This is a genomic window from Novosphingobium pentaromativorans US6-1 (genome assembly GCF_000767465.1).
Taxonomy (GTDB): domain Bacteria; phylum Pseudomonadota; class Alphaproteobacteria; order Sphingomonadales; family Sphingomonadaceae; genus Novosphingobium; species Novosphingobium pentaromativorans.
Window position 1 is genome coordinate 26,070 of record NZ_CP009296.1, and the last position, 22,722, is coordinate 48,791.

The 22,722-nt window shown below is 60.1% G+C and carries 23 protein-coding genes; 9 read left to right on the top strand and 14 right to left on the bottom strand.

The features are described 5' to 3' along the window. Positions 1-27: 27 nt before the first annotated feature. The 14 genes from JI59_RS25235 to JI59_RS25310 all read right to left on the bottom strand — a co-directional run bounded on the left by JI59_RS25235 (position 28) and on the right by JI59_RS25310 (position 13,763). A complete protein-coding gene (locus tag JI59_RS25235; RefSeq protein ID WP_004213228.1) occupies positions 28-1,206 on the bottom strand; it encodes an LPD7 domain-containing protein in 1,179 nt (392 codons plus the stop codon). Beyond that, entirely contained in the window at positions 1,196-3,112 is a 1,917-nt protein-coding gene (locus JI59_RS25240) for a type IV secretory system conjugative DNA transfer family protein (protein WP_004213227.1), read from the bottom strand. Before JI59_RS25240 ends, JI59_RS25235 begins: the two co-directional genes overlap by 11 nt. Continuing rightward, positions 3,090-4,082, bottom strand: coding sequence for a P-type DNA transfer ATPase VirB11 (virB11, locus tag JI59_RS25245; RefSeq protein ID WP_004213226.1), 993 nt, complete (start codon positions 4,080-4,082; stop codon positions 3,090-3,092). The genes JI59_RS25240 and virB11 overlap by 23 nt, the downstream gene beginning before the upstream one ends. Further along, a complete protein-coding gene (virB10, locus tag JI59_RS25250) occupies positions 4,079-5,347 on the bottom strand; it encodes a type IV secretion system protein VirB10 (protein WP_004213224.1) in 1,269 nt (422 codons plus the stop codon). Before virB10 ends, virB11 begins: the two co-directional genes overlap by 4 nt. A gap of 1 nt (position 5,348) precedes the next feature. Next, positions 5,349-6,191, bottom strand: a complete 843-nt coding sequence (locus tag JI59_RS25255) for a TrbG/VirB9 family P-type conjugative transfer protein (protein ID WP_004213222.1) — start codon at positions 6,189-6,191, stop codon at positions 5,349-5,351. Further along, positions 6,188-6,871, bottom strand: coding sequence for a VirB8 family type IV secretion system protein (locus tag JI59_RS25260; RefSeq protein WP_004213217.1), 684 nt, complete (start codon positions 6,869-6,871; stop codon positions 6,188-6,190). The genes JI59_RS25255 and JI59_RS25260 overlap by 4 nt, the downstream gene beginning before the upstream one ends. Positions 6,872-7,211: 340 nt before the next feature. Continuing rightward, a complete protein-coding gene (locus JI59_RS25270) occupies positions 7,212-8,228 on the bottom strand; it encodes a TrbL/VirB6 family protein (protein WP_004213214.1) in 1,017 nt (338 codons plus the stop codon). Between the two features lie 43 nt (positions 8,229-8,271). Then, the gene (locus JI59_RS25275) at positions 8,272-8,577 is read right to left on the bottom strand and encodes an EexN family lipoprotein (RefSeq protein ID WP_006949657.1); all 306 of its coding nucleotides are present in this window, start codon (positions 8,575-8,577) and stop codon (positions 8,272-8,274) included. A 2-nt stretch (positions 8,578-8,579) separates the two neighbouring features. Beyond that, complete coding sequence (locus JI59_RS25280) at positions 8,580-9,293, bottom strand: type IV secretion system protein (protein WP_006949655.1); 714 nt, start codon at positions 9,291-9,293, stop codon at positions 8,580-8,582. A 13-nt stretch (positions 9,294-9,306) separates the two neighbouring features. After that, positions 9,307-11,691: a VirB4 family type IV secretion/conjugal transfer ATPase gene (locus JI59_RS25285; RefSeq protein WP_006949654.1), complete on the bottom strand. Its 2,385-nt coding sequence runs from the start codon at positions 11,689-11,691 to the stop codon at positions 9,307-9,309. Further along, positions 11,678-12,022: a VirB3 family type IV secretion system protein gene (locus tag JI59_RS25290; protein ID WP_006949650.1), complete on the bottom strand. Its 345-nt coding sequence runs from the start codon at positions 12,020-12,022 to the stop codon at positions 11,678-11,680. The genes JI59_RS25285 and JI59_RS25290 overlap by 14 nt, the downstream gene beginning before the upstream one ends. A gap of 6 nt (positions 12,023-12,028) precedes the next feature. Then, positions 12,029-12,370 (bottom strand): TrbC/VirB2 family protein, encoded by a 342-nt coding sequence (locus tag JI59_RS25295; protein WP_004213202.1) that lies wholly within the window; start codon positions 12,368-12,370, stop codon positions 12,029-12,031. 21 nt (positions 12,371-12,391) lie between these two features. Then, positions 12,392-13,057: a lytic transglycosylase domain-containing protein gene (locus JI59_RS25300; RefSeq protein ID WP_004213200.1), complete on the bottom strand. Its 666-nt coding sequence runs from the start codon at positions 13,055-13,057 to the stop codon at positions 12,392-12,394. Between the two features lie 397 nt (positions 13,058-13,454). Beyond that, entirely contained in the window at positions 13,455-13,763 is a 309-nt protein-coding gene (locus JI59_RS25310; protein ID WP_004213195.1) for a hypothetical protein, read from the bottom strand. Positions 13,764-14,018: 255 nt separating this feature from the next. Between JI59_RS25310 and JI59_RS27230 the strand changes: the two genes are divergently transcribed. From JI59_RS27230 to JI59_RS25355, 9 genes are all read left to right on the top strand, one after another. Further along, on the top strand, positions 14,019-14,171 hold the full coding sequence (locus JI59_RS27230; protein ID WP_006949649.1) for a hypothetical protein: 153 nt from the start codon (positions 14,019-14,021) through the stop codon (positions 14,169-14,171). A 302-nt stretch (positions 14,172-14,473) separates the two neighbouring features. After that, positions 14,474-15,256, top strand: a complete 783-nt coding sequence (locus tag JI59_RS25320) for a hypothetical protein (protein WP_006949648.1) — start codon at positions 14,474-14,476, stop codon at positions 15,254-15,256. Between the two features lie 117 nt (positions 15,257-15,373). Beyond that, positions 15,374-16,249, top strand: a complete 876-nt coding sequence (locus JI59_RS25325) for a DUF7146 domain-containing protein (RefSeq protein ID WP_238532685.1) — start codon at positions 15,374-15,376, stop codon at positions 16,247-16,249. Next, positions 16,243-16,833 (top strand): thermonuclease family protein, encoded by a 591-nt coding sequence (locus tag JI59_RS25330; protein ID WP_006949646.1) that lies wholly within the window; start codon positions 16,243-16,245, stop codon positions 16,831-16,833. The genes JI59_RS25325 and JI59_RS25330 overlap by 7 nt, the downstream gene beginning before the upstream one ends. A 116-nt stretch (positions 16,834-16,949) precedes the next feature. Continuing rightward, positions 16,950-17,270 (top strand): hypothetical protein, encoded by a 321-nt coding sequence (locus JI59_RS25335; RefSeq protein ID WP_006949645.1) that lies wholly within the window; start codon positions 16,950-16,952, stop codon positions 17,268-17,270. A gap of 550 nt (positions 17,271-17,820) precedes the next feature. Next, positions 17,821-19,596 (top strand): ParB/RepB/Spo0J family partition protein, encoded by a 1,776-nt coding sequence (locus tag JI59_RS25340; RefSeq protein WP_041565084.1) that lies wholly within the window; start codon positions 17,821-17,823, stop codon positions 19,594-19,596. Positions 19,597-20,079: 483 nt separating this feature from the next. Continuing rightward, the gene (locus JI59_RS25345) at positions 20,080-20,952 is read left to right on the top strand and encodes an ArdC family protein (protein ID WP_004213405.1); all 873 of its coding nucleotides are present in this window, start codon (positions 20,080-20,082) and stop codon (positions 20,950-20,952) included. A gap of 147 nt (positions 20,953-21,099) precedes the next feature. Beyond that, positions 21,100-21,360 carry a hypothetical protein gene (locus JI59_RS25350; RefSeq protein ID WP_006968047.1) on the top strand — a complete coding sequence of 87 codons (261 nt, stop codon included), beginning with the start codon at positions 21,100-21,102 and terminating at the stop codon, positions 21,358-21,360. A 3-nt stretch (positions 21,361-21,363) separates the two neighbouring features. After that, on the top strand, positions 21,364-22,644 hold the full coding sequence (locus JI59_RS25355) for a Fic/DOC family protein (RefSeq protein WP_006968049.1): 1,281 nt from the start codon (positions 21,364-21,366) through the stop codon (positions 22,642-22,644). Positions 22,645-22,722 lie beyond the last annotated feature (78 nt).

Consider the following 22,722-nt stretch of genomic DNA (forward strand, 5'->3'; position numbering starts at 1 on the left):
TGTTTCCAAAAGGCATGTGCCATGCACTTAGCGCGAGCGGGACGGCTTCCGCTCCTGCTGGCGAAGCGTCAAATCCTCGCGCGCTATGCGGGTAGCCTCGTTCTGGCGCTGTTGCTCGAAACGGGCCGCAGGAATCGGTCCGCCGTTCTCAATCCGCTTGGCCACCGTTTCCTTCGCGTTCTCGATGTAGCGCGCCTGATCCTCCTTTTTGGGAAAGCGCGTTTTAGCTTCGATTGAGGCCGCCAGGACGTGCGACTGCGCGGCCTTGAATTGCGGATCGGTCGCATTCTCGCGGTGGGAGTTACGGCGGAATTGCTCGGCCGCTGCGCGAGACTCGGTAGGGTCTTGCTTTGCCATGCTCGCTCTTTTCGTAGGGTCTTGAGCTTCGCGCGCCTTGTCACGCGCCGCCAGTCTTTCTCCCTCAAGCTTCAGCTGGGGAGAAGGCTCGAAGTCTTTGACGGCGACACCGGCGCGGGCGGCTTCCAGATAGACCGCCTTCTTGAAATCATCGCTGCCATGAACACGGATCGACTGCCAGCCATTATGCTTCGCAATGGCGACCGCATCGCCAATCGCATGGTCCTTGTTGATCCGAATGCCATCTTGTCCCTTGATCGACATATCGGGCTTTTCATCGCGGCCGCTCCGAAACAGATCGTCGCCTACGCGCAGATATTTGCGTTCGATCTGCGCCGGAAGGGCCAAGGTTGTATCCTCGACCTTCTTGTCTTGGTTCGCCGTCTTCGACGGAGCGTCGGCGCGGGAGGGCGCAGGCTCTGATTTTTCCGCCTTCGACCGTTCGCCCTCAACAATATTCAGCGCCTTGTCGGCCGGGGCCGATGGTGCCGCTTCGCGCTTTACCGTCCGAGGCCAAGCCTCAACATCGGCCAGCGCGGCGCGCTCGCGGGGCTCCAATTCAGCGGCAGGCGCCCCGCGTTTTACGGCGCTATGATAGTCCCTAATAGCAGGGCTTAAGTATTGCCCCACCGGCGTTGAGCCATCGTTCTGCCAGTCCGTGGATGCTAGCCAAGCAGTTTTGCCACCTTTCTGCATCGTCAGCGAATGATCGCCATTGTCCGCCTTGACGTAAGCCTGCATCGCATCGGGAAGAGTAGCGAACGACTGTTTGCTGTTCCCCGGTCCGCCGCGAACTTCGAAAGGGCGTGGCTCAGATGCACCGCGCTGGCTTGTGTCATCATCGGCCATATTCTTCTCCTTCACTTAGAACTAGATCCCGGCGCTGGCCTTCCCACTCCTCTTTTGTCGGGTCGGGACCAATAATGTCGTCGAAGTCGATTTCATCGAAAGCCATGCTGCCGTCCTTCACTGTCAGGTTCGGCATGTCGCGATCGAGGGCGAGAACGTCTTCGGGAATGTCCTGCACCTGGTCATCGGCCAGTGCGGAATAATCGTTGAAAGCCGCCAGCTCTTCATCGCTCAGATCATCGATGGTCGCGATCGGGGCGATCGGCTTGGGCAGCGCCGGCACTTTCGGCGCAGGCGTCAAGCGCGAGCGGAACACGGCATCCTTGAAGTAGCGAATTTTCTTCCCGCGAATGACGGGGATACCGCCCCGGATGACGAGAATATCGTCTTCGGGCAGCTGCATCAGCTCTTGAGGGAGCATCAGTGCGCGCCGCTGTTCGGAGATTGTCTTGCTTCGATTGGCGAGCAATCCATGTATCGTCAGGGACCGGCTTTCCGCATCCTGACCGAGATAACCGAGGCGTTCGGACAGTTCCTTTGCGACCCGCAGTTCCTTGGGCGTGAAGGCAATTTCGACCCCGCAGTTTGATACGATTTCGTCCGCGCCATGCTCCCCATAGACATTTCGCAGCTGGGAGCGTGACTGGATGACGGGAAGCAGACGAAGCCCATAGCCGCGCACATAGGAGAACGCATTTGCAATGACCTGGGCGCGGCCGAGCCGCGCAAATTCGTCCAGAATGAGCAGCACGGACAGCTTTTCGCTATCGTCGGGCAGTTGCCGCGTGTTGAGGTCGATCAGCTGTTGGAAAAACAGATTGTAGAGCGGCGCGACCCTATCGAGTTCATCCGGCGAAACGCCGAGATAGATCGAGGTCGGGATGCGGCGAAGGTCCGTCAGGGAAAAGTCGCTTTCGGCAGTCGCGCGATCGACAATCGGATTGATCCAGAGATTGAGCTTGGAGGTGACGGTCTGGATAATGCCGGTGAATGTGTTGTCAGCGCTGGACGTAAAATCGCTCAACGCAGCGCGGCACCCTTCCGATAGCGCACCATCGCCGGCTTCCTTGGCGAAGAATGCCTTCATCCCTGGCATCGTGATGGTCCGGTAGATCTCGCCAAACGAGAAGGGACGTTCAGGCTTGGCCGCGATCCACGATGCAATGCCGACAAATGCCGTGCGGGCTGATTCCGTCCAGAACGCCTCGCCCTTTTCCGGAGGCACGAAGAGCATCGTGGCGATCTTCTGCAATTCGACCAGAACCTCAATCGGGTCGGACCTGTTGATGTAGCTGAGCGGGTTGTAGCGGGCCGTGCGGCCTTCCCTGTCCGTAGGGTTGAACAGGACAACCTTTTGGCCGCCTTTGCGGCGGAAACCCGCCGTGATTTCGTAGTTCTCACGCTTAATATCGAGCACGACAACCGAATCCGGCCATTGCAACAGATTGGGAATGACGATGCCGACGCCCTTGCCCGATCCGGTAGGGGCTTCGAGCAATACATGCTCCATCTTACCCACCATGAGAAAGCCGTTGCGGAAAAAGCCATTGCGGAAGCGGCCGAGCACAATGCCCTTTTTCGCGCGAAGGCCCGCCTTGCGGATTTCACCTTCGCGCGCGAAACGAGCTTCACCGTGAAGGTTCTTTTTCGGCCGCAGGACGATCGCCATGAGCAACACCGGCAACGGCACGCCTATGACCGCGCCTCGCCAAAGCGCTTCGGTCACGACAGGATCATGCCGGTAATACCAGAAGAAGCCGGGGAGCGTGAGCGGATCATAAGCCGCGGCGGGCATCTTAAGGAAGAACCACGCCACCGTGCCGGTCAGCAGGCCGATCAGCAGGAGCGTGATCGGAAGGAGGACGAGGGCCAGTGCGAGCCTGTTAGAGCCTGTTTTCTGGATCAAAATATATCTCCGTCACGCGAAAGCGGCCTTCGACCTTCTTGGTCTGCACGACCACATCAACCAGCAGCTTGAGCAGGCTGCGAATGTCGTCACGGGCCAGATCGGCGCCGCCCTCGCTTTCCTTGACCAGCAATGTCAGCTGTTCGAACGCGAGTTCGGCCGAGTCCGCATGGATCGTCGTGATCGAGCCGGGATGGCCTGAGTTGACGTTGCGGAGATAGAAGAACGCGGTGCCGTCGCGCAGCTCCTGCAACAGTATCCGGTCAGGCCGCATACGCAGGGCCGATTCCAGAAGATCCTTTGCAGAGATTTTCGCGGTGCCCTGCTTGTCCTTCGCGTAGAGCATGTGGACCACGTTGCGATGCGGAACGACCAATTCGCGCGTGTCTTCGATCGTCAGCAGCCGCTCATGCGGCGGAATGAGCTGGATCAGCCCTTTAGAGAGCGTCGTCTTTCCCGAGCCGGTAGCGCCCGAAATCAGGATATTCTTGCGGCCTTGGACCGCCTTTTGGAAAAATTCGACGTGCTTTCCTGCGTCGAGCAGATCGCGCAATTCAACATCGAGCGGCGAGACTTGCCTAGTTGCGATCTTTGTCTCGCTAAACAGCCCACCGCGCTCGAAGTCCTCCATCGTCAACGTCACCGATGACGGTTTGCGGATGGTGATGGACACGGTGCCGGCAGGGACAGCAGGCGGCACAACCAGCTGCACGCGCTCACCGCTGGGGAGGATTGTGGAGCAGATCGGCGTGGACTGGCTTATGTCCTGATGCGTGAAAGCCGCCGCTGCCCGCGCGAGCGCGAGCAGCGACTTTTCATTGAGGTCAGGCAATGTCTCCCAGGACCATCCATTGCGCGTTTCAATCGCCGCTTCGCCAGCCTTGTTAATCACCAGCTCCGTTACGTCCTCACGCGCAAGAAGAGGACGCAGCGGCAGCAGGGCGTTTTCGAGGACAGCCGTATTGCTCACTGGCCGCGCCTCAGCCGCAGGCCGTAGATGTTGGAGAAATCGAAGTCGCGAGCGACCATAATCCCCACTTCCGCGCCCTGATTGATGCGAAGCACCGGCTGAATCTGCATCGTGTCCCGCAAGATCGTGTCCGACGCTTGGCTGGGAACCCGCGTGACATTATCGGCGTCGGAGACTTCCGAGGCGGCGATCGAGGCGGCATCGTTGAGCGAGCTGAACAACAGCGCGGCCCCGAAGCGTTCCCAAAAGAAGTTCTTCACGCCGCCTGCCATACCTGAACGGCCAAGCGCGTCGCTGGCGGGCGAACCTACGTCGATCGCCACGCCGCGAGGCGTAACCGCGCGGTTCCATACCGCAAAGAGACGATATTTGCCGCGCTGGACGCCGGTTTGATATTCGCCCAAGACGCGCGTTCCCTTTTCCAGCAGGACGACGCGGCCGTTGTCCGAATAAATGTCGCGGGGAATGATGCAGCTGACATATCCGGGCTGACTGGAATCCATCGCCGTTTGCAGCACGCACGGAATGAACGACCCTGCGAGGATCAGCATATCGCGGTTGCCAATGTCGCGGCCTGACACCCGATCAATTTGCGAGGTTTGGCGCATGTTTTCGAGATTTGTCCGGCGCGATCCACCTTGCCCATCACCATCGGCCGACGCACCAATCAACTGCGCGCCCTGTGCTCCTGTGCCGCCGCCCATGGGCAGGCCGGTGGCAGCTGCCACCGCTCCACCGACCCCGCCGCCGTTTTCGCCACCATAAGCCATGATCCCGGCGCGGCGTTGGGCCTCAGCGATGACTTGCCCCTCAGACTTTTGGGGGCGGCCATTCGCGCCGCCCGTGCGGGGCGCTTGGCTTCCATCAAGCGCCGGCACTTCCGTCATGGGCACCGGCGCGTTCGGATCATTTGGCGCATCGGCAAGCGTGGGCGCTATGATCGACTTGGGATCGTAGTTGGCGAGCTGCCTTTCATCCGGCTTTTCCGCTTTCTCGGCCTTTTCGGTTGGATCGCTCCGCATCGCGTCGATTGTGCTGAAACCGAGAACGATCGCGCCGCAGGCAACCGCCGCGAGAACGACCGCCTTTTTGGGGTCGATCGACCTGTTCGGCAGAGCGGCAATCTTCGCCTGGCGCTCGCTTTGCCGCTCAATATCTTCGGGATCGGGCACCGGCTCAGACGCGAGGGGCCGGTTTTCGACCGTCTCGCCCTGCGAGATGATGTTGTCGCCATGCGGCGCGTTGTCATGATCGTTCGCAGCCATTTTATTGAACCCCCGTGGTTCGCTCGACTAGGCCAGAGGCCGTGTCAGTTTTGGGATCGCGCCCGTAATAGTCGGTTTTCTGATTGTGGATGCAGAGCACTTCGAGGCCCCGGCGCAGCCGGATTGTCCTGTAAACCCCGTGCAGCACCACATATTCATCGCGCACATCGAAGGAGGCGATGGCTTCCGATCCATCAGGATTGACGACGAAGAACGCCGGCAATTCACGCTGGTTGGGGAAGCGCATCACGGTGAACTGTCCATTGTCAGACACTTCGGAGGGCTGGATGGCCGTCGATCCTTGCATGATGTAATCGGCGTTGCGTGTGCCTTCCAGCACGCCAATATCGAGCGCGGACTTCACCGCGCCGCGTTCCAAGGCTTTCAGCTGGGCCAGCTGGGCCATTGCGGCTTGCGCCTGCGCCTCGGCCGCTTCCTGTTCAGGATAGCGGAAAACGACCGTATAGAAGCCGCTGCCGCGCTGCGTTGGCGACAGAGCGAAGCGGTAGCTGCGCGGGCCGTAGCGTGAACGGGTTATGACTGTCAGGTTCGTGCGACCCGCGCGCTCGCGCGGTTTGATGAAAAGCGAATTGGCAGCCGGTGCGACTTCCCAAGACACGGTATCGCCCAACGCCACATGCTCGACTACTTCATCCTTGGCGAAGACGATTTCCGTGGCGATGCGGAATACACCCGGAATCTCATAGACTTGCCGATCATTGTAGTTCGCTTCACGAACCCGGTGATCGAGCACCGTCGCATGAGGCGTTTCTTCGGCCATCGCCGGCGACGCAGCTAGCGCGATCGCGAGCGCAAACGGGGCGCTCCACTTCAACACGGTCATTGGGGCACCTCCACGTCAGCGCGATAGCTCTCGACCTGATAGCCAAGCGGATTCTTGAAGCGGTCCACTTCCTTGCTCGGCGTGCCATCGACCTTGTATTTGATGGTCGCGACGGCATCGGTTTTGGTCGAGTTCGAGCCGGTCACAGATTCCTTAGTGAAATAGACCTGCGCGACGTTGCCGCCCAGGAACGACACCCGCTTGATTTCGACAAAAACATCAGTGCGGTTCGCAAGGATGTTTTGCGGACTTTGGGGATTGTCGGTCTTGTAGAAGCGTGACCACCGATCCTGTTCGGGCCGCGCCGACATGACCATGACCGCATCGAAATATTCTTCGCGAGCGGCCGCTATCCAGCCTTCGCGATAGCGGACATAGGTAGCGAGGAAATACTTACGGACCGCCTCGTCATAGGTGATCGTCGCGTCACCGTGGAGCTTGGCGGCGATCGACGCCTCGCCCGTGTTACGGTCCACCGTGATAACATATGGCTCGACCGTTTTTAGAGGCGTCAGGGCTGCAACGGCCACAACGCCAGCAGTCGCCAGGGCGCCAGCAACGCCAGCGACGACCCACGCCAGCTTTTTGGAGCGCTCGGCCGCCGCAAGCTTGTCACGTTCCCAGCTTGCAGCCTCTTCAAAATAGGCTTTCAGCTCGTCCTTTGGAATACCAACTGCCATCGTAACACCTCAGCAATTCGAGTAGATCGGGCCGCGCAGCGAGGCGCTTAGACGCGGCACTTCGACCGCCCGCGATGCGTCCGACTGTTCATTGCCCGGAGTGGAGGGGTCTGCCGGGGCCGCGTCCGGCGTTGCCGGTGCACCCTGATTGAACACGTCCACATTTGCCGGCGCGGTTCGCTGTGCGGCCTGATCCGGGATTGTGGGGAGGGTAAGCCCATGCGGATTTGCAGGCCGCATCGGCCCCTCACATTTGGCTGGCTTTTTGACGGGCTGACCTGCGCAGGCCGCCAGCGCCAGGCAGATTCCGAGTCCAAGCAACTTGCGCATATTCGTTCCCTCAAGCTCTGGTGATTGTGTTTCGGTTGCGCCAACGGCGAACCGCCGACGAGAAGCCCCGCCCCATGCTGGCCCCCATGGCGCGGGCATCGCTGGCCGCGTGCCCTGCGCCCGTTGCAACTGCCCCGCCACCCTTCGTCACCGCGTTGCCGAACTGCGTCACCATTGCAGCCGCGCCGCCGCCAAGTGAGGCAGCTATTCCGGGGATTTGGATGAAGAAAAAGCAGGCGAGAATGTAGAACGCGATGATCCGGATACAGGTGCTCCAGATGTTGTCAAAATCGCCATCGAATGTTGCTGTTGCCGATTCAGCGACATTGGCCACAACGAGCACAAGAAGCATCGCAAATAGCGACAACATCAGAAAGTTGAGGACGCTGCCGAGCCATGAGAAGAAGTAGCTTCTGGTGGAATCAAACAGCAGCGCTGCTACGAAGATCGGCCCGACCACCGCCAGACAGGCGAGCGCAAACAGCGCATAGAGCACGATCACAAAGCCGACAGCCAGTGCGAACAGAGCCGCGATCGCTGTCAAAAGAATGATGATAGTGGCACCGATACACAGCATAATTGCGGCCGCAGCGCCGGGAATATCAGTCAGTGAGGCGTGTTCCTCTGCGTATTTCTCGGTCGCATCCTGCATCGCGAGCAGTGCATCATCGACCCGCGCCCACATCCCATCGAAAGACCCACCAACGCCGTCCGGTGAGCCGCCTACGATCGAGGCAAACTCATGCGGCAGGCCGGTCACGATCATCTGTGCGAGCGATGCTCCATAGAGGTTTGTCACAGCATAATAGAGCGCGGCCAGCATAAGCGAGCGATAGACATATTCGCGGAAGGGGTATTGCACGGCCCCGCGCATAATCGCGTAGCCTAGCAGGATTATGTAAATGATCATGCCAGTGCGGAGCGGTCCAGCGATCCACCCAACAAACCCAGCATAGTTGGACACAACTACCGAATTGAGTTCGTTGGTGAAGCCCTGATAGGCATTCGTAAATAGATCGTATTCCACCAGACCGCTCCGATTAGATATAATTCAAGCTGTTATTACAGCCTTACATTCCAGCTGCCTTCCGTGCTCGCGCACGCTGCTCATCACGTTTCCGCGACCTTTCAATGGAGGCGATTTTGTTCTTTATGCCTCCGCAATTGCGAGCCACTGGCATGGGGAGGTCCGACTGTTTGAGTTCGCTGTTCACGATCTTGTCGCACTCAGCGACGATCACCGGAATCTGATCTTCATGAGTTTTGAGCCAATCAACGTCATGATAGGTCATTAAAATCTCGGGAAATGTGGGCGCGCGTTCGCAGCCGGCGAGCAAGCCGGCTGCGCTGATCGCAAGAAGGACCATTTTCTTCATGGTCAAATTCCAGCTGCCGCCCGCGCTCGCGCACGCTGCTCATCGCGTTTGCGCGACCTGTCCGCAAAAGCTTCGGCCGTGTGCGCCGCGGCCTCCGCTCTGCGCGCTCGCTCCAACGCTTCGACGCGGAGCTGGTCGTTCATCATCGACGCGCTTTCGAGCTGGATGCGCGCTTGAAGGTCAGCAACTTCCTTGGCTGTTGATGCGGTCGCAAGTCGATTGCGCAGCTCTTCCAGACCCTCACCGCGCGATGTGGCCGCTTCGCCCATGCCTTCGGCCATGGCCTTGTCCATCGCGATCGAGCGAGCTGTCTGATAGCGAACGTCAGTCTGATCGCCATTCGCGGATACGCCGAGACGTTCGAGCATGTCCTGATAGATCGCATCAGATCGCCCGCCGTAGCTGCCGCCGCCGCCAAAATCGCCGCGCGCCATGCGTTCGAGCGAGTTCACATCAACGCCCAGGGTGCGAAGTGAATCTGTCTTAAGCTGGTTGGCGATCGAGGAAACATCGGTCAGCTGGTTCAACCCTTGGTAGAGCTGCTGCGCTTCCGCAATCTGCTGGCGACCTTGCTCGATCATCTGCATGGTCTTCTGGATTTGTTCGATATGCTTGAGCACCGACGTGCTATCGAACACAGGGATACCCTGCGCACTGGCTGGCGTCGCGGCCGCAAGGCTCCCGATCGACACAGCCGCCAAGATAAGCTGCTTCATAGTCTCACTCCTTTCAGCTTGGGCGCCGGCGCCGGTGAAATTCCGGCAACCAGAGCTTCGGATCATTGCCCAGTTCGGCAATCACTTCGCGGGCCACGCCCGTTGTTTCAGCGCGGCCCGACAGCACGGCCAGTTCATCGTCCATGCCAATGAGATCCAGGCCGACCACAACGGAGTCATGGCCCTGCTTCACGAGGAATTTGCGGCTTTCCGGCGACAGCTCTTCGCGCACCAGCTTAAATTCCGCCTCCGAGAGCGAGAAGCCTTCGATGTAATCCCGGCGCTGGCCGAACGGATTGGGCAGGAAGATTTTCGTCGCGACCTGCTCCAAGATCGAATGGCTGATCGTGGACCGCAGCGCGTCCGCAGGCGACTGTGTTGCAAAGACGAGGAACGCATTGCGCTTGCGGTATGTCTTGAGGCCATCCTGCGCGAATGCCGTGAACGCCGGATCGGCCAGCGCCTTCCAAAATTCGTCAATCGCAATAACCATGCGCTCGCCTGTCAGGAGCGCGTCTATCCGCTCGAACAGGTAGAGCATGACCGGCGTGCGGATTTCCGCGTTTTCGAGGAAGTCGGTCATATCGAAGCCCACGAAACGGGCTTCGAGAGACATGGAATCTTCCTCATTATCGAAAACCCAGCCAAGGTTCCCCTCGGAGGTCCACTTGACTAGGCGCGCGCCGACGCCGCCCGAGTCCGACATGCCGAGCATGGTCCGCAGCGCCGACAGCGAGCGTTGCTCGCGTGGCAGCTTCATCACGGCTTCGATGCCATCGTCGATCAGGTGCGATTCCTGCACCGTGATCGGCGCCCCCTCTTGCTTCACCAGCTGGCGGATGAAGCGACCGAGGAACGCGCGATGGGAAGCCGTATTGTCGAGCGCCTTGAGCGGAGCGAAGCCCGTAGGTTCCCCGTTGCGCAGCGCGAGATAGGTGCCGCCGCTGGCTCGGACAAAAATTTCCGCGCCTTGATCCTTGTCGATGAAGATATGGCGCGCGTTGAACTTTTCGAGCTGCGCCATCAGGAAGTTGACCAGCACCGTCTTACCGCCGCCCGATGGACCAATGACCATCGAATGGCCCAGGTCTGCCGAATGGAAATTGAAGTAATAGGGGCTGCGAGCGCTTGTCTTGAGCAAGGCGACCGCAGGCCCCCAATGATTGCCGTCCTCGTGCCCTGCAGGGAACGTATGGAAGGGCGAGAACGCCGAGAAATTATATGACGTGATCGGCGCGGGGCGCGCCCTCCACGCGAAGTTGCCGACCAGCTGCGACCAATAGGCAGCTTCCAGCGCCGCGCTTTCGCGGGCGGCGACCATGCCCGTATCGGCCAGCGCCGCGCGCGCGATCGACATGTTATCGCGCAGCTTCTTCAAATCTTCCGCGAACACCGTCAGCGTGAAATGATGGTCCCCCAGCACAAAGCGGTTCGATTGCAAATCGTCGGCCGCGTCGATCAGCTCATCCATCTGGCTGATCGCCTTGTCACCGGCGTTCGCCATTTGGGTCTGGCGAAGCCGAAACCGTTCTGTTGCCGCTGTGCGCGACAGGAACGTGAACGACTGCGTTATGGCGAGGCTGAAATCGACCGAAAGCAGCGATTCAAACTGGCGCGGCGTTGTCGATGACGGATACTCGCGAATGCCGAAAATGCCGCCGAACATCGAATGATCGGCGTCGCGGACCTCAAATGTCTCAGCGCCGATGATGGCGCGGCTCGCATAGAGCGCCGAGCCGAGACGGCCACGGACCAGAGGACAGCGCCGATAGCGCCCGGTCATCACCTGGTTCAATATTTCCAGCGGTTCGGAGAACAGGAGACCCCGGTGCTCATAGATGCCGACACGGCGCGGACGAACGCGCAGCAGTAGCTTTTCCAGATCGCGCACCTTGTCTTCCAGCAGCTCTAGAGCTTCCGCGATATTGGCGTTCTTGTCCTCCTGCTTCTTGCGCAGGAAATCCATCAGCTTGTCGGTCGCGTTTGCTGTTGGGCGGATCACGACCGTCATGAAGAAGCGGTTGCGGAACATGCGTTCGGCCGTCATCCGCTCATAGTATTTTTGATCGAGCTTCGCGGCGAAATGCGAGCGGAACGTGCCGCCTGGATAGTCGCGCACGCGCATCCGCAACATGTGCGTCCAGATCGAAAGCCGCTCGTCATGGATATTGCGCCAGACCCCGTTGAGGCGCGTGTGCCAATCATTCAGATCGCGCACGTCCGAAGTCTCAAAGGGCCGTCCATCCAGTTCGAGCATGAGCATCAGATCGCCGTTATCGAGGGCGACCACATGCTCATTGACATGCCGCGAATACGGCAAGAATTTCTCGGGCATTTCCTCCCGTTTGGCCTTGTCAAAAGGCACCTTCTCCGCGAGCGCGCTCTTACCGAACACCACGACCAAATCCCTTTCGCTTGATTCCGTAGAGCGGCAGCGGCGTGTAGCTCGATCCACCCCAAAAGACGCGGTTCCGGTTCGCCGCTTTGGTCCGGCCCCACAGGAAGATCAGCCGGAATGCGTTCACGTCATGCCGAACGATAAGCCGCGCCATCGCATAAAGCGCGACGGCGGCCGCGCCGCCGTAGAGAGGATTGCCCGAACCAACTAACGTGATTGCGCCCGCCATGATGATGAGCGCGCCCGCTTCAATGGGAACACCCGCCCACAAAGCGGGGCGGGTGACGGCCAAGAACAGCGGGTCTTTTGTCATTTCTTCCTGACCGTCCATCCCCGATCACCCCGTAATCGTGTCGACGATCCAAGGCGCGGAGAACACGATCACCACGCCAACTACGACCGTGACGAGCATCTGCACCGACGCGCGGCCGAGGAACCACAGAAGGCCAACGACGATGATCGCGATGATCGCAAGCGTGCGGAGCAAACCGTTGCTCAGCAGGCCGAGAATGTTGTCGGCCAGGCCTTCAAAGTTTGCCTGCGCAAAAGCCGGCTCCGCTACGAGCAGGCTTGCCAGCAGCGACAGGGGCAGCGCGCGCGCCATGAGCGGCGAGGGCTTGAGACGCGCGAGCAGCGCATCGAGCCGGGATTCAGCCTTGATCTTCCAGATACGAAACATTCGATAACTCCTATCTTCGCCTTACGAACCAATCCGCGCGTGTTGGGCGCGGCCGAAAACATCCCACGCAGGCGGTGCAGGCGGTGGAGCCGCCTCCATGTTCTCCGCTGCGATTTCCGCCAGCTCCACCGGCACACGACCGGCGCCAGTGTCGCTCATGGCGGCGCTGGCGGGCTGATCGCCCACGATGACAGTCGGGATTGCGGTCGCAGGCCGACCGCTGACGCGGCGACCTGCGTTCTCCACGCGGGCGACATAGCCGTTGCGGAAACCTCTCGATTGAGAGCCTGTGTTATACATGCTGAGTGCGACCCGAAGGGCCTCTTGCGGGGTGCGCCCCGTCTTGGCCGAACGGAAATTGGACAGGAGCACCCGGCCTGCCGCTTCGATATTGGAGCACTGCTTGAAAACAGTGTCCCACGTTAGGCCGAGCCATCCCATGTTGCGTGAATTGATTTGGCCGAGGCCGAGATCCACGCTGTAGCCGCGAGCCACATAGGAGCGCGCGGTTGCGATGGCCTCAGCCTCATTACGCGGACGGCGAGGCTGACTGGCCACGCCGTTGACGTTGATCGCAAAAACATAGTTCGAAGATTCCGCATCCACGATCGCGGCGATCGTATGCGGCGCTACCGCTGGGGCGCATTGCGCCGCCAGCGAAAGAACGGCCCCGGTTTCGAGGAACACGTTCCCGCTCCCGGTCAGTTGCGCGGCTGATAGTAGGTCTGTTGCCGCCCGTCAGTCCAAGTGACCGTCAAGCGACCAGGCCTCCCATCATCCGGCTTCTTGTATTTGGTCTTGGCGATGCCCCCGCCCGTGCATGTCGGGAAGCTGCCGCCGAGAGCCAGCACGCGCCACAGTTTCGTTATCGGTGGAACACAGGCTGGATATTGCGTCGGACCACCCGGGTTGGAGATGCACAGCACAACCTCACATGCCCAAGTATTATCCGACGCTACAGCGGGGGTCGATTGCACCGCAGCCCCCACCAAGGCGGTCGCGAGCGCGAAATTAAAAGCTTTCATCGCTTTCTCCCTCGTCATCGAGATTTATGCACATATCACGATGAGGGGGAAAGGGAAGCCTAAAACGCCAATTTGTTGCTGCATTGTTTGTCGGGAACCAATCGGATATGGTCATCCTCATATCCGTAATCGAGCACGACATGCCGCACAGCGCTTGACAGTCGCTTGTAGGTTTTAAGCGTTGGTTGCTCGAATAGGCAGACATTCAGCCACTTATCGCCACGCCACGATACTTTGACATTGATGATCCATTCACTCGACGGCAGTTGCGCAATTTCGACCGCTTGGATCATTCCCCCAGCAGGGCGGCGGGTGGTTAGTTCGCGCTCAAGGATCGGATCATACTGCCAATCGTCGCTATGCGGCATCGTGATTTATTCCCTTTTACCGATTAGGATATGTCTATCCTCGCTTTGACGGCGAGGGCAACCCGGCTTGTCGTCTCTTGCCGCGCAACCACATTACAGCCATTAAGCGTGTCAACACGCTTATTCCGGCACCACACCAACCTCTTGTGTTCTAGACCTATGGCGCGCCCGAAAAGACAGGAAGACCCTCTTCTCCCGGTTCCTTTGCCCCGGCGTCGGCCGAGCCGCGCCAACACGCGAAATCTCGCAGCATCGGTGAAACCCGAGCTGGCGGCCGAGATCAAGAACCTCGCTGAGCGCGAACAAACGTCCGTTGCTGCCCTGGTCGAAGAGGCGACGATCAATCTCTTGAAGGCACGCGGGATCGAATATCCCGACTATCTGCGCCACTACCGCAAATTGGCGTGACGAGCGCGTTATAAGCGTGCGCGCACGCTTATTCTTGCCAACCCCTTAAACTTGAGCCAGTTATGACGCGCTGATTCCGCCTTGGAGTCGGCGATTCATCTGTTGCGTGCGGGGTGGCTCCCCGAGGCGACAGGACAACAAAAAACCCTCGCTTGGCTGAGCGAGGGCTGTTTGTGCCACCGAAGTGAGCGCTTCTAACTTGGCTCTCTTTATCGGTGGTGCTGCGGCGAAAGTCAATCTCGAAAGCGTGCTTTCGGGAGCGATGGTGCTTGGCCTCGCGGGACCGACGAAGGGAGGTCCGCATGACCACTTCCATAGGCGCCGTGCTGCGTAGCACCGGCCTCGCCACGATCGACCGCGCCTTGCTTGCGCGTGCCGAAAAACCGCGCGTCAAAGTCTGGGCCGGCAGCATCGCCGTAGGCCACGAAAAGCGGGCCAAGGCTTACACACCGATCCGCAATGCTCGCCAGATGCGCGAGATGATCGAAGCCGCAAAGCTCTACGAGCGGCAAACGCTCGCGCAGCGGCGGACAACCACACCGCGCATTCGCAACGGAGCTATCGGACAGGCCGGCATCCAGATCATCGAGTTCCTGGCCCGCGTCATCGACTATAGCACTGGCGCGCTGTTCCCCAGTCTTCACACGATCATGGATGGAACCGGCCTCAGCAAGAATTGCGTCGTTCAGGCGCTTTCGCGTCTCAAAGACGCGCGAATTATCGACTGGTTCAGGCGCTACGAGCCGGTTCCCGACCACGAAGCGCAAGGCGCTGGCCCGCGCATCAAGCAGGCCACGAACGCCTATCGCTTCCTCTTCCCCGCCTTCCTCTCGAAAATCTTCGCTGCTCGCCGCCGTCGCGGCGTCGCGGCCGATCCAGCCCCCGCTTGCGAACAATATCGCCAGATCGAGGCGGCGCGCGACATGGAGCGCATGAGGGATCAGCTGCCCCTATGGGAGCTAACCCGCGAAGAGCGGGACAAGCGCGAGCTGGCGGACATTCTCGCCAGCCTGGGCCAAGCGATTGAGGCGAAAGAACGTGAGTCATCCGCAAGTGAAGATAACCGGCGGAGATATTTATATTGAATGGCCCTAGTCGGGCCATGCGCGATATTGGCATGTATCCCGACCGTTTGCCCGCCATCGTGAAATGTGTATAAATCCCAATGTCGGGATACCGTTGACGAAAGAAGTTCGATGCAGATGGACGTCGAAGCACGCGCACGTCAGATCGTAGCGGATATGGGCGGCCACTGGCGCGGCTCATATGGCATGGTTTGCTGTCCAGCCCACAACGACCGCAATCCGTCGCTCCAAGTCACCCCCGGCAAGAAGGCCGTCCTATTCAAATGTTGGGCCGGTTGCAGTCAGGAAGCCGTCTGGTCCGCGCTCAACAGCCGCAAAATCAATCGCCACACGAGCGGTGAAACGGTCGATCGCGCGCCCGAACCCTCGCGCCGGAAGCTCGCCCTCCAACTATGGGATTCCGCCGTGCCGATCGCAGGCACCGCGGCTGAACGCTATCTGCGTTCGCGCGCAATCGACCCGACCGGCCTCAAGCTCCGCTTCGCTCCGCGCTGCATCGTTGGTCCGCCCGACGCCCGCGAAGAGCATCCTGCCCTTCTCGTGCCGTTCGAGGCCGACGAAGGCATAATCGCCGTGCAGCGGATCTTGCTCGATCCAGCAACCGGCGAGAAACGCTACCATGCGGCGCTGCGCGAGGCGAAATTGACGCTCGGCCTGGTCCGACACGCCGCCATGCGGATCGGCGGCCAGCCAACCGGCGATGTTCTGCGCCTCGCGGAAGGCTTCGAGGAAGCCGTTTCCGTCACCCAGCTTAGTGACGGGAAATTCAAGGTGTGGGGCGCTGGCGGCATTCGCCGCTATGGCCTGATCGCGATCCCCGAACGCATCCGCAAAATCGTCATCTACTCGCAACACGGCCAGGAAGCCGCACAGGCCATAGAGGACGCGCGCGACCACCTCACTGCCAACGACCGCGAACTGAAAATCATCCTCCCGCCAGCCCCGGCGCCGATGGACTGGAACGACATTCTTCAGGAGAGAGCCAGGTGCTGATCCGAGGTTTCAAAAAATGGCCGCGAAATCAGCAAATCGCGTTGCCCATTCTCTCTGTTTTCGCGTTCGGCGCGCTGTTCAATCAAATGCAGGCGAGGAATAGCGAGCCGGTTTCAATCCATGTCGAGAACCCGCGCATTATCGACGGCGATACGCTCGAAACGCTCGATAAAAAGCGGGTGCGGTTGTCGGGAATTGATGCGCCGGATGAGGACGGCAAGGGCAATGTGCCCAAGATCGCAGCGCAGCTCTATTTGGAAGAGCTGGTGAAGCAAAATGGCGGCATGGATTGCACGAGCGATTTTCAGGACGAAAAGTTGACGATCGAGCCGATATGCAACACGCGGCGGACGAGCTGGGGCGGGTCTAACCTGTCGTGCCGGTTTCGGTCGAATGGGGCATCTGTTTCGGCAACGATGGTACGCCATGGATATGCCGTTGATTACAGGCAACATTCAGGGCTGGCCTATGCCCGTTTCATGAAAGACGCTGCCGATGAGCGACGAGGCCTTTGGGGTGTCGATTACGAGGCGATGAGGAATCTGGCGATCGAGAGGGGCCAGCTGCCGAACAAGTGCAAATGATCGGAGCCGGGAACCTGCCCTATTCCACCACACGGCTGCGCCGCGCGGCTCCACGGAGCCAGCAAAGCCGTCTCCGCCCATTCGGGTGACGGTCAGGGCTATAAGGGAAGATCAGCATGAATGATGCGACGCGAACGACGATGCAGGCCGCGCCCAGGCACAGTGCATCGCCGCGCATCGAGGCAATCGCGGCATGGCTGATCGCCGCGCTCATTCTCGCAGGCGGCGGGATCGTCGCACGCCTGATTGTCGATTATCCGCAGTTCCTGCCGAACAGCTATATCGGCTTCCTGATCTACCGGGCCGGTCCCGCCGCCACCTTGCTATGGGCCTGCGCCGGCGCGACCATCACCGTCAGTGCAGCGCCGAGGCGTCCCGTTCTCCTGATCGCTCTGGTTGGCTCGATCGCCGCGTGCTTCGCGCTCTCCGGGCTTTGATCTCTAACCCCATGCCTTGCGTTGATAATTCCGGCATTAACCCTGGAACACCACCATCCATTATCCAATCAGGCTCACAGCGTTTTCATGAGCAGGTCCCCTCACGATTATCATAGACGCTTGCGGGCGGTTGATGAGCGCGCCGCAGCTCTCCGCGCTGAATCAGAACGCTGGCAAGCCTTCTGGAATGAAGCTGGCGGAGATCAGATCGATCCTCCCATTGTCGCAAAGCCCCCACGCCGCCGCTGGTTCTCCTTCTTAAAGCGACCGCAATAGTTTGAGCGGCCCAGGGCCGCGCTCCGTCAGTGGTGGCAGCTGCCACCGGGGGAACACCAAGGGCACCCGCCCTTTCGTTCCCGAAGCATAATCGACAGGACCGGGTTGCCCGACAAGTTCGGCCAGTTCCGGCGCGCTCGCGCGCGCCGGGGCCTCCCTAGTCGCGCCGCCCGCACCACTCCCATCGATTTTGCTCCCCCCTCCCCATCCCGCGCTTCGCCAGCGGGTCAGAGCCGCAGGCCGCAGGCAGCGGCTTCGCCTAAAGGAGTGAAAAATGACCATCCAGACCATCCAACTGAACAAGCTGGCGCTTTCCGACCTCAACGTGCGGAAGGTGAAGCCCAAGGAAATCGAAGCCCTCGCCGCCGACATTCAGGCGCGGGGCGTGCTGCAAAACCTGATCGGCTATGATGAAGACGGCAAAATCAGGATTTGCGCCGGAGGGCGGCGCTATCGGGCCTTGAAGCTGTTGCAGAAGGCAAAGGCCATCCCCGGCACTTTCGAGGTTCCCGTTGAAATCCGCAGCAAGGACGAGGCGCTGGAAATCTCGCTTGCCGAGAACGCGCAGCGCGAGGACATGCACCCCGCCGATGCCATCGCAGCCTATCGGGCGATCATCGACAGCGGCAAGGACGTTGACGATGTTGCAGCATCGTTCGGCGTCTCCCCGGCCTATGTCCGCCGCGTGTTGAAGCTGGCGGCGCTGCACCCGACCATTCTCAAAGCCTTCCAGAAAGACGAAATCGGCATGGGCGCGGCGCAGGCTTTCGCGCTGACCGACGATCAGGACCGCCAGCTTGAGGTTTTCAAGCGCACCGGCGACAACGCCCACCAAATCCGCGCCATGCTCACCCAGGAGAAGGTTGCCGATACCGACAAGCATTTTCGCATTGTAGGCGAGGAAGCCTATTGCGCCGCAGGCGGCACCTTCACCACCGATCTTTTCGGAGAACGTCGCTATTGCGATGATGCGGGCCTTGTCATGGACCTTGTGCAAGATCGGCTCGACGCCATCGCCAAGGCGGCGCGCGAAGATGGCTGGCGCGATGCAGAAGGGCAGCTCTACCGGCCTGATTCCTACTGGATGCGCGGCCATCTGGAACCCGCTGGCGAGCGCGATCCGACCGAGGAAGAAACCGCGCAGCTGGTCGAGATCGAGGCGGCAATCGCCAAGCGGGAAAGCGAGGTGGACGAGGACGATCACGACTATGACGACGAGTTGCGCGCCCTGACCCGCAAACAGGACGCTATCGTATCGGCTTGCCGCGTTTTCACCGCCGAGCAGAAGGCCGAGCACTCGCTTATCGTCTTCATCGGCCATGACGGTATCGAACAGGTCGCGCTCACCCGCACCGCCAAGGGCACCGCCGCCGATGGCCCCAAGCCTCCTCGCCCCGACTACTCGCAGAAAGTCATGGATCAGCTGGGCGGCATCCGCACGATGGCGGTTCGGGAAGCCCTTGCCAGCGACCCGGAGCTGGCGCTGGACGTGCTCTTAACGGGCCTCTTGGGGCAGGTTCGCGGCAACGCTTATTCGTGGCAACAAGCCGCCGAAATCACCGCCGAGAAGAACCGCTTCCATGTTGACGATGCGGTCATGGGCCATTCCACGATTGCCGACATTGACGAGATCGCAAGGGCCGATCTTGACCGCTTGGCCGAAACACCCACGCTGGACGACATGCGCCAGATGGACAGCGAAGCGAAATTGCGGCTGCTGGCCTACTGCGTTGCCTCGCAGATCACGAGCCTTTCGTTCCACAGCGACCGCGACCGCCAGCTGGCGCAGATCGTCGGAGCCGCGCAGATCAACATGGCCGACAAGTGGGAACCTAATCAGGTATTCTATGACCAGCTTAGCAAGGCCACGCTCTTGAAGCTGCTGGCCGAAGGTTGCGGCAACGACGCTGTAGAGAATTGCCAGACCATGAAGCGCTCTGACCTTGCCGTGACGGTCAACGAGCGCCTTGCGGGGCGGCGCATCCTGCCCCCCGCCCTTCGACCCTCTGCCTTGCCCGATGCCGCCGATAGCGAAAGCCAAGCGGCATGACGGCACGGGGAGCGCGCTTCACTCCCGCGCTCCCCGCAAACTTGGGGGCGGTGGCAGCTGCCACCGCCCGGCCTTTGCGATTAGCGAATGCGCCTGTTGAGGAAGAAAATCCCGATGGGTGCGACGAACAGCACAAAATCATGCAAGCCGCCGCCAAAATGAGCGGCCAGGGCCGCGCGCTTAGTAGTCTGTCAGCTGCCACATAGGATCGAGCGGCCCAGGGCCGCGCTCCGTCAGTGGTGGCAGCTGCCACCGGGGGAACACCAAGGGCACCCGCCCTTTCGTTCCCGAAGCATAATCGACAGGACCGGGTTGCCCGACAAGTTCGGCCAGTTCCGGCGCGCTCGCGCGCGCCGGGGCCTCCCTAGTCGCGCCGCCCGCACCACTCCCATCGATTTTGCTCCCCCCTCCCCATCCCGCGCTTCGCCAGCGGGTCAGAGCCGCAGGCCGCAGGCAGCGGCTTCGCCTAAAGGAGTGAGGAAAATGGCTAAGGAAACGAACCGGATCGACATTTATCAGGCCGTCACCGACGACATTCTTGCGATGCTCGAAGCGGGCACCAAGCCTTGGGTGAAGCCGTGGAGCGGTGGGCCGACCATTCCGCTCCGGCACAATGGGGTCGCCTATCGTGGGATCAACGTCCTCAGCCTTTGGGCCAGCGCCATGCGTCAGGGCTTCGCCTCCCCCTATTGGCTGACCTTCAAACAGGCATTGGAGCTTGGCGGCAATGTCCGGAAGGGCAGCAAGGGGACCACCGTTGTCTATGCTAACAAGCTTGTCGTGAAGGACTCCGAGACGGACGACGAGCGCGCCATTCCGTTTCTGAAACGATACACGGTTTTCAATGCCGATCAGGTCGAGGGACTGGACGGCAAATATCCCGCGCCCGCCCCGATCATTACCAATCCCGAAACCCGCGACGTTGAGCTTGAAGTGATGTTCTCTCGCATCGACGCAACCGTTCGCATCGGCGGATCGCAAGCCTATTACCACACCCGCGACGACTATATCCAAATGCCTGCTTTTGAAGCGTTCCATTCCGCCGACGACTACTATGCCACGCTTGCGCACGAGGCCGTGCATCATGCAGGGCATGAAAGCCGCCTCAACCGGAAAACCCTGATTTCAACGAGCCGCGCCGACTATGCGAGGGACGAGCTCGTAGCCGAGCTGGGCGCATCCTTCATCGGCGCGATTGTCGGTTTCAAGGTCGAGGAACGCGAAGACCATGCCGCGTATATCGAGCACTGGTTGACCGCGCTCCGCAACGACAAGCGCGCGATTTTCGAGGCTGCCCGTGAGGCTCAGAACGCCGCCGACTACCTGTTGGCGATGATGACCGACCAAGCGGATTGAATGACCCGCCCTGCTAAATGCACGAGACGCCGCGCAAGCGCGGCGTCCCATTTCAGGAAAGTGAAATATGGGGGCTACTCAATGTGGTTTATATACAAATCCCGACATGTTAACTATGGGCGGGAGCAGGTCGTTTTTAGGTGCAAAATGGAAAATATCATCGACACCTACAGGAATCGCATCAAGGCGATGGGGTATGAGCCGCGTCGGCAGGAAGAGATTCCTGACGTGATGGCAGCTTATTGCGAAGCAATCGCAAATTGCAAGATTGAAGGACTTGAATTGGTTTCGGATGACCACTCTTTTTGTTTGCTGTTGGTCGAAACCCAAATTCCCGTCGATGTGGCGATTGGTCTGGCGCAGGACTACAACCGTGATGTTCTGTCCCGCCAGAAACTCGCTGCATGACAGGTGAGCGACCCTTACACCTGGCGTAACAGCGACGTTCTTCGGAACAAGCTGGGAATCCGCGACGATAATATCCTCAAGGAGCGAGAAGCTTTCTTCTCGGTTGTCCGACATGGCGAGCTGGTTGTGCAGCGCGCCGCGCCGGCGACGAACGCGCGCGAGTATCGCGAACTGCACAATCATCTGTTTCAGGACGTATATGATTGGGCGGGGCGCTTTCGGACTGTGGACATAAGCAAACCCGGCAGCACTTTTGCCCGAGCGCACTTCATTGCCCGCAGCATGGAGCACGAATTTAAGCAGCTGCCCGACCTCCAAACCCTCAAGTCGATGGATCGTGATCGCTTTGCGGATACCATGGGGCGGCATATTTCCGAATTAAATGCCGTTCATCCGTTCCGTGAGGGCAATGGTCGCACCATGCGGCTGCACTTGCAGCTACATTCCCTTGCGGCCGAGAAATTCGTCTCGATCCAGGCAATGGGGCCGAAGGACTGGATGGAGGCGAGCCGCGACAGCTTCCATACTGGAAATCACGCCTCCCTCGCCAAAGTCATCCGTGATGCCATGCCCCTCGAACAGAACCGCGTCGAGCCAGCGCGTGGGCCAGCGGGCATCGCGTTTCCACCCTCGATGGAATCTCTCATGCCAGTTGGCGAACGACGCGCAATGAGTATCGAGCAGGCCAAGGATCAAATCAGCCGTTACCTACCTACTGCGCAAACCGTTGCGTCGCGGCAGCATGAGCAGCTTAATCGGATCGCGGAAACGTCCGCTGACATGCGCCAGCTGGCCGCGCGTTCAGCGCAGGAGCTTGCCTTTTTCCGCGATCCCAAAGGGCCGATGCACCACCTTCAGCTGATTGAGCAACGCCGCTATCATCAGATCGAAGTCAATTGGTCCGAGGGTATGGACCCGCTGCAAAGAGTCCGCGCCATCAGCGCGGGCGCCGCAGATTTCCTTTCGAAAATGACCGACCGCGACATTCAGGCCGCCGATCGCGCGCTACGTCTGCAAGTCATGCCTCCCGGCGTCAGTCAGGTTGATCTACGCCTTGCCGCGCAATTCGAGAAAAACTCGCCTGAGCAGAACCGCGCCGATGCCAGGTTCGCGCAATTCCAGCTCGCCATTGATAAGCGCGTCGCGACAGCTACCGAGCGCGGCGCATCGAAGGAACAGCTGGCGCAGATCGTCGAAAGCGCAAAGGCCCATGTCGCCGCAACATTGCGCGAAGGCAAATCACCGACGCCGACCGCCGAGAAATCAAAGGACCGCGAGCGCTGAAAATGAGCGGCCAGGGCCGCGCGCTTCGTAGTCTGTCAGCTGCCACATAGGATCGAGCGGCCCAGGGCCGCGCTCCGT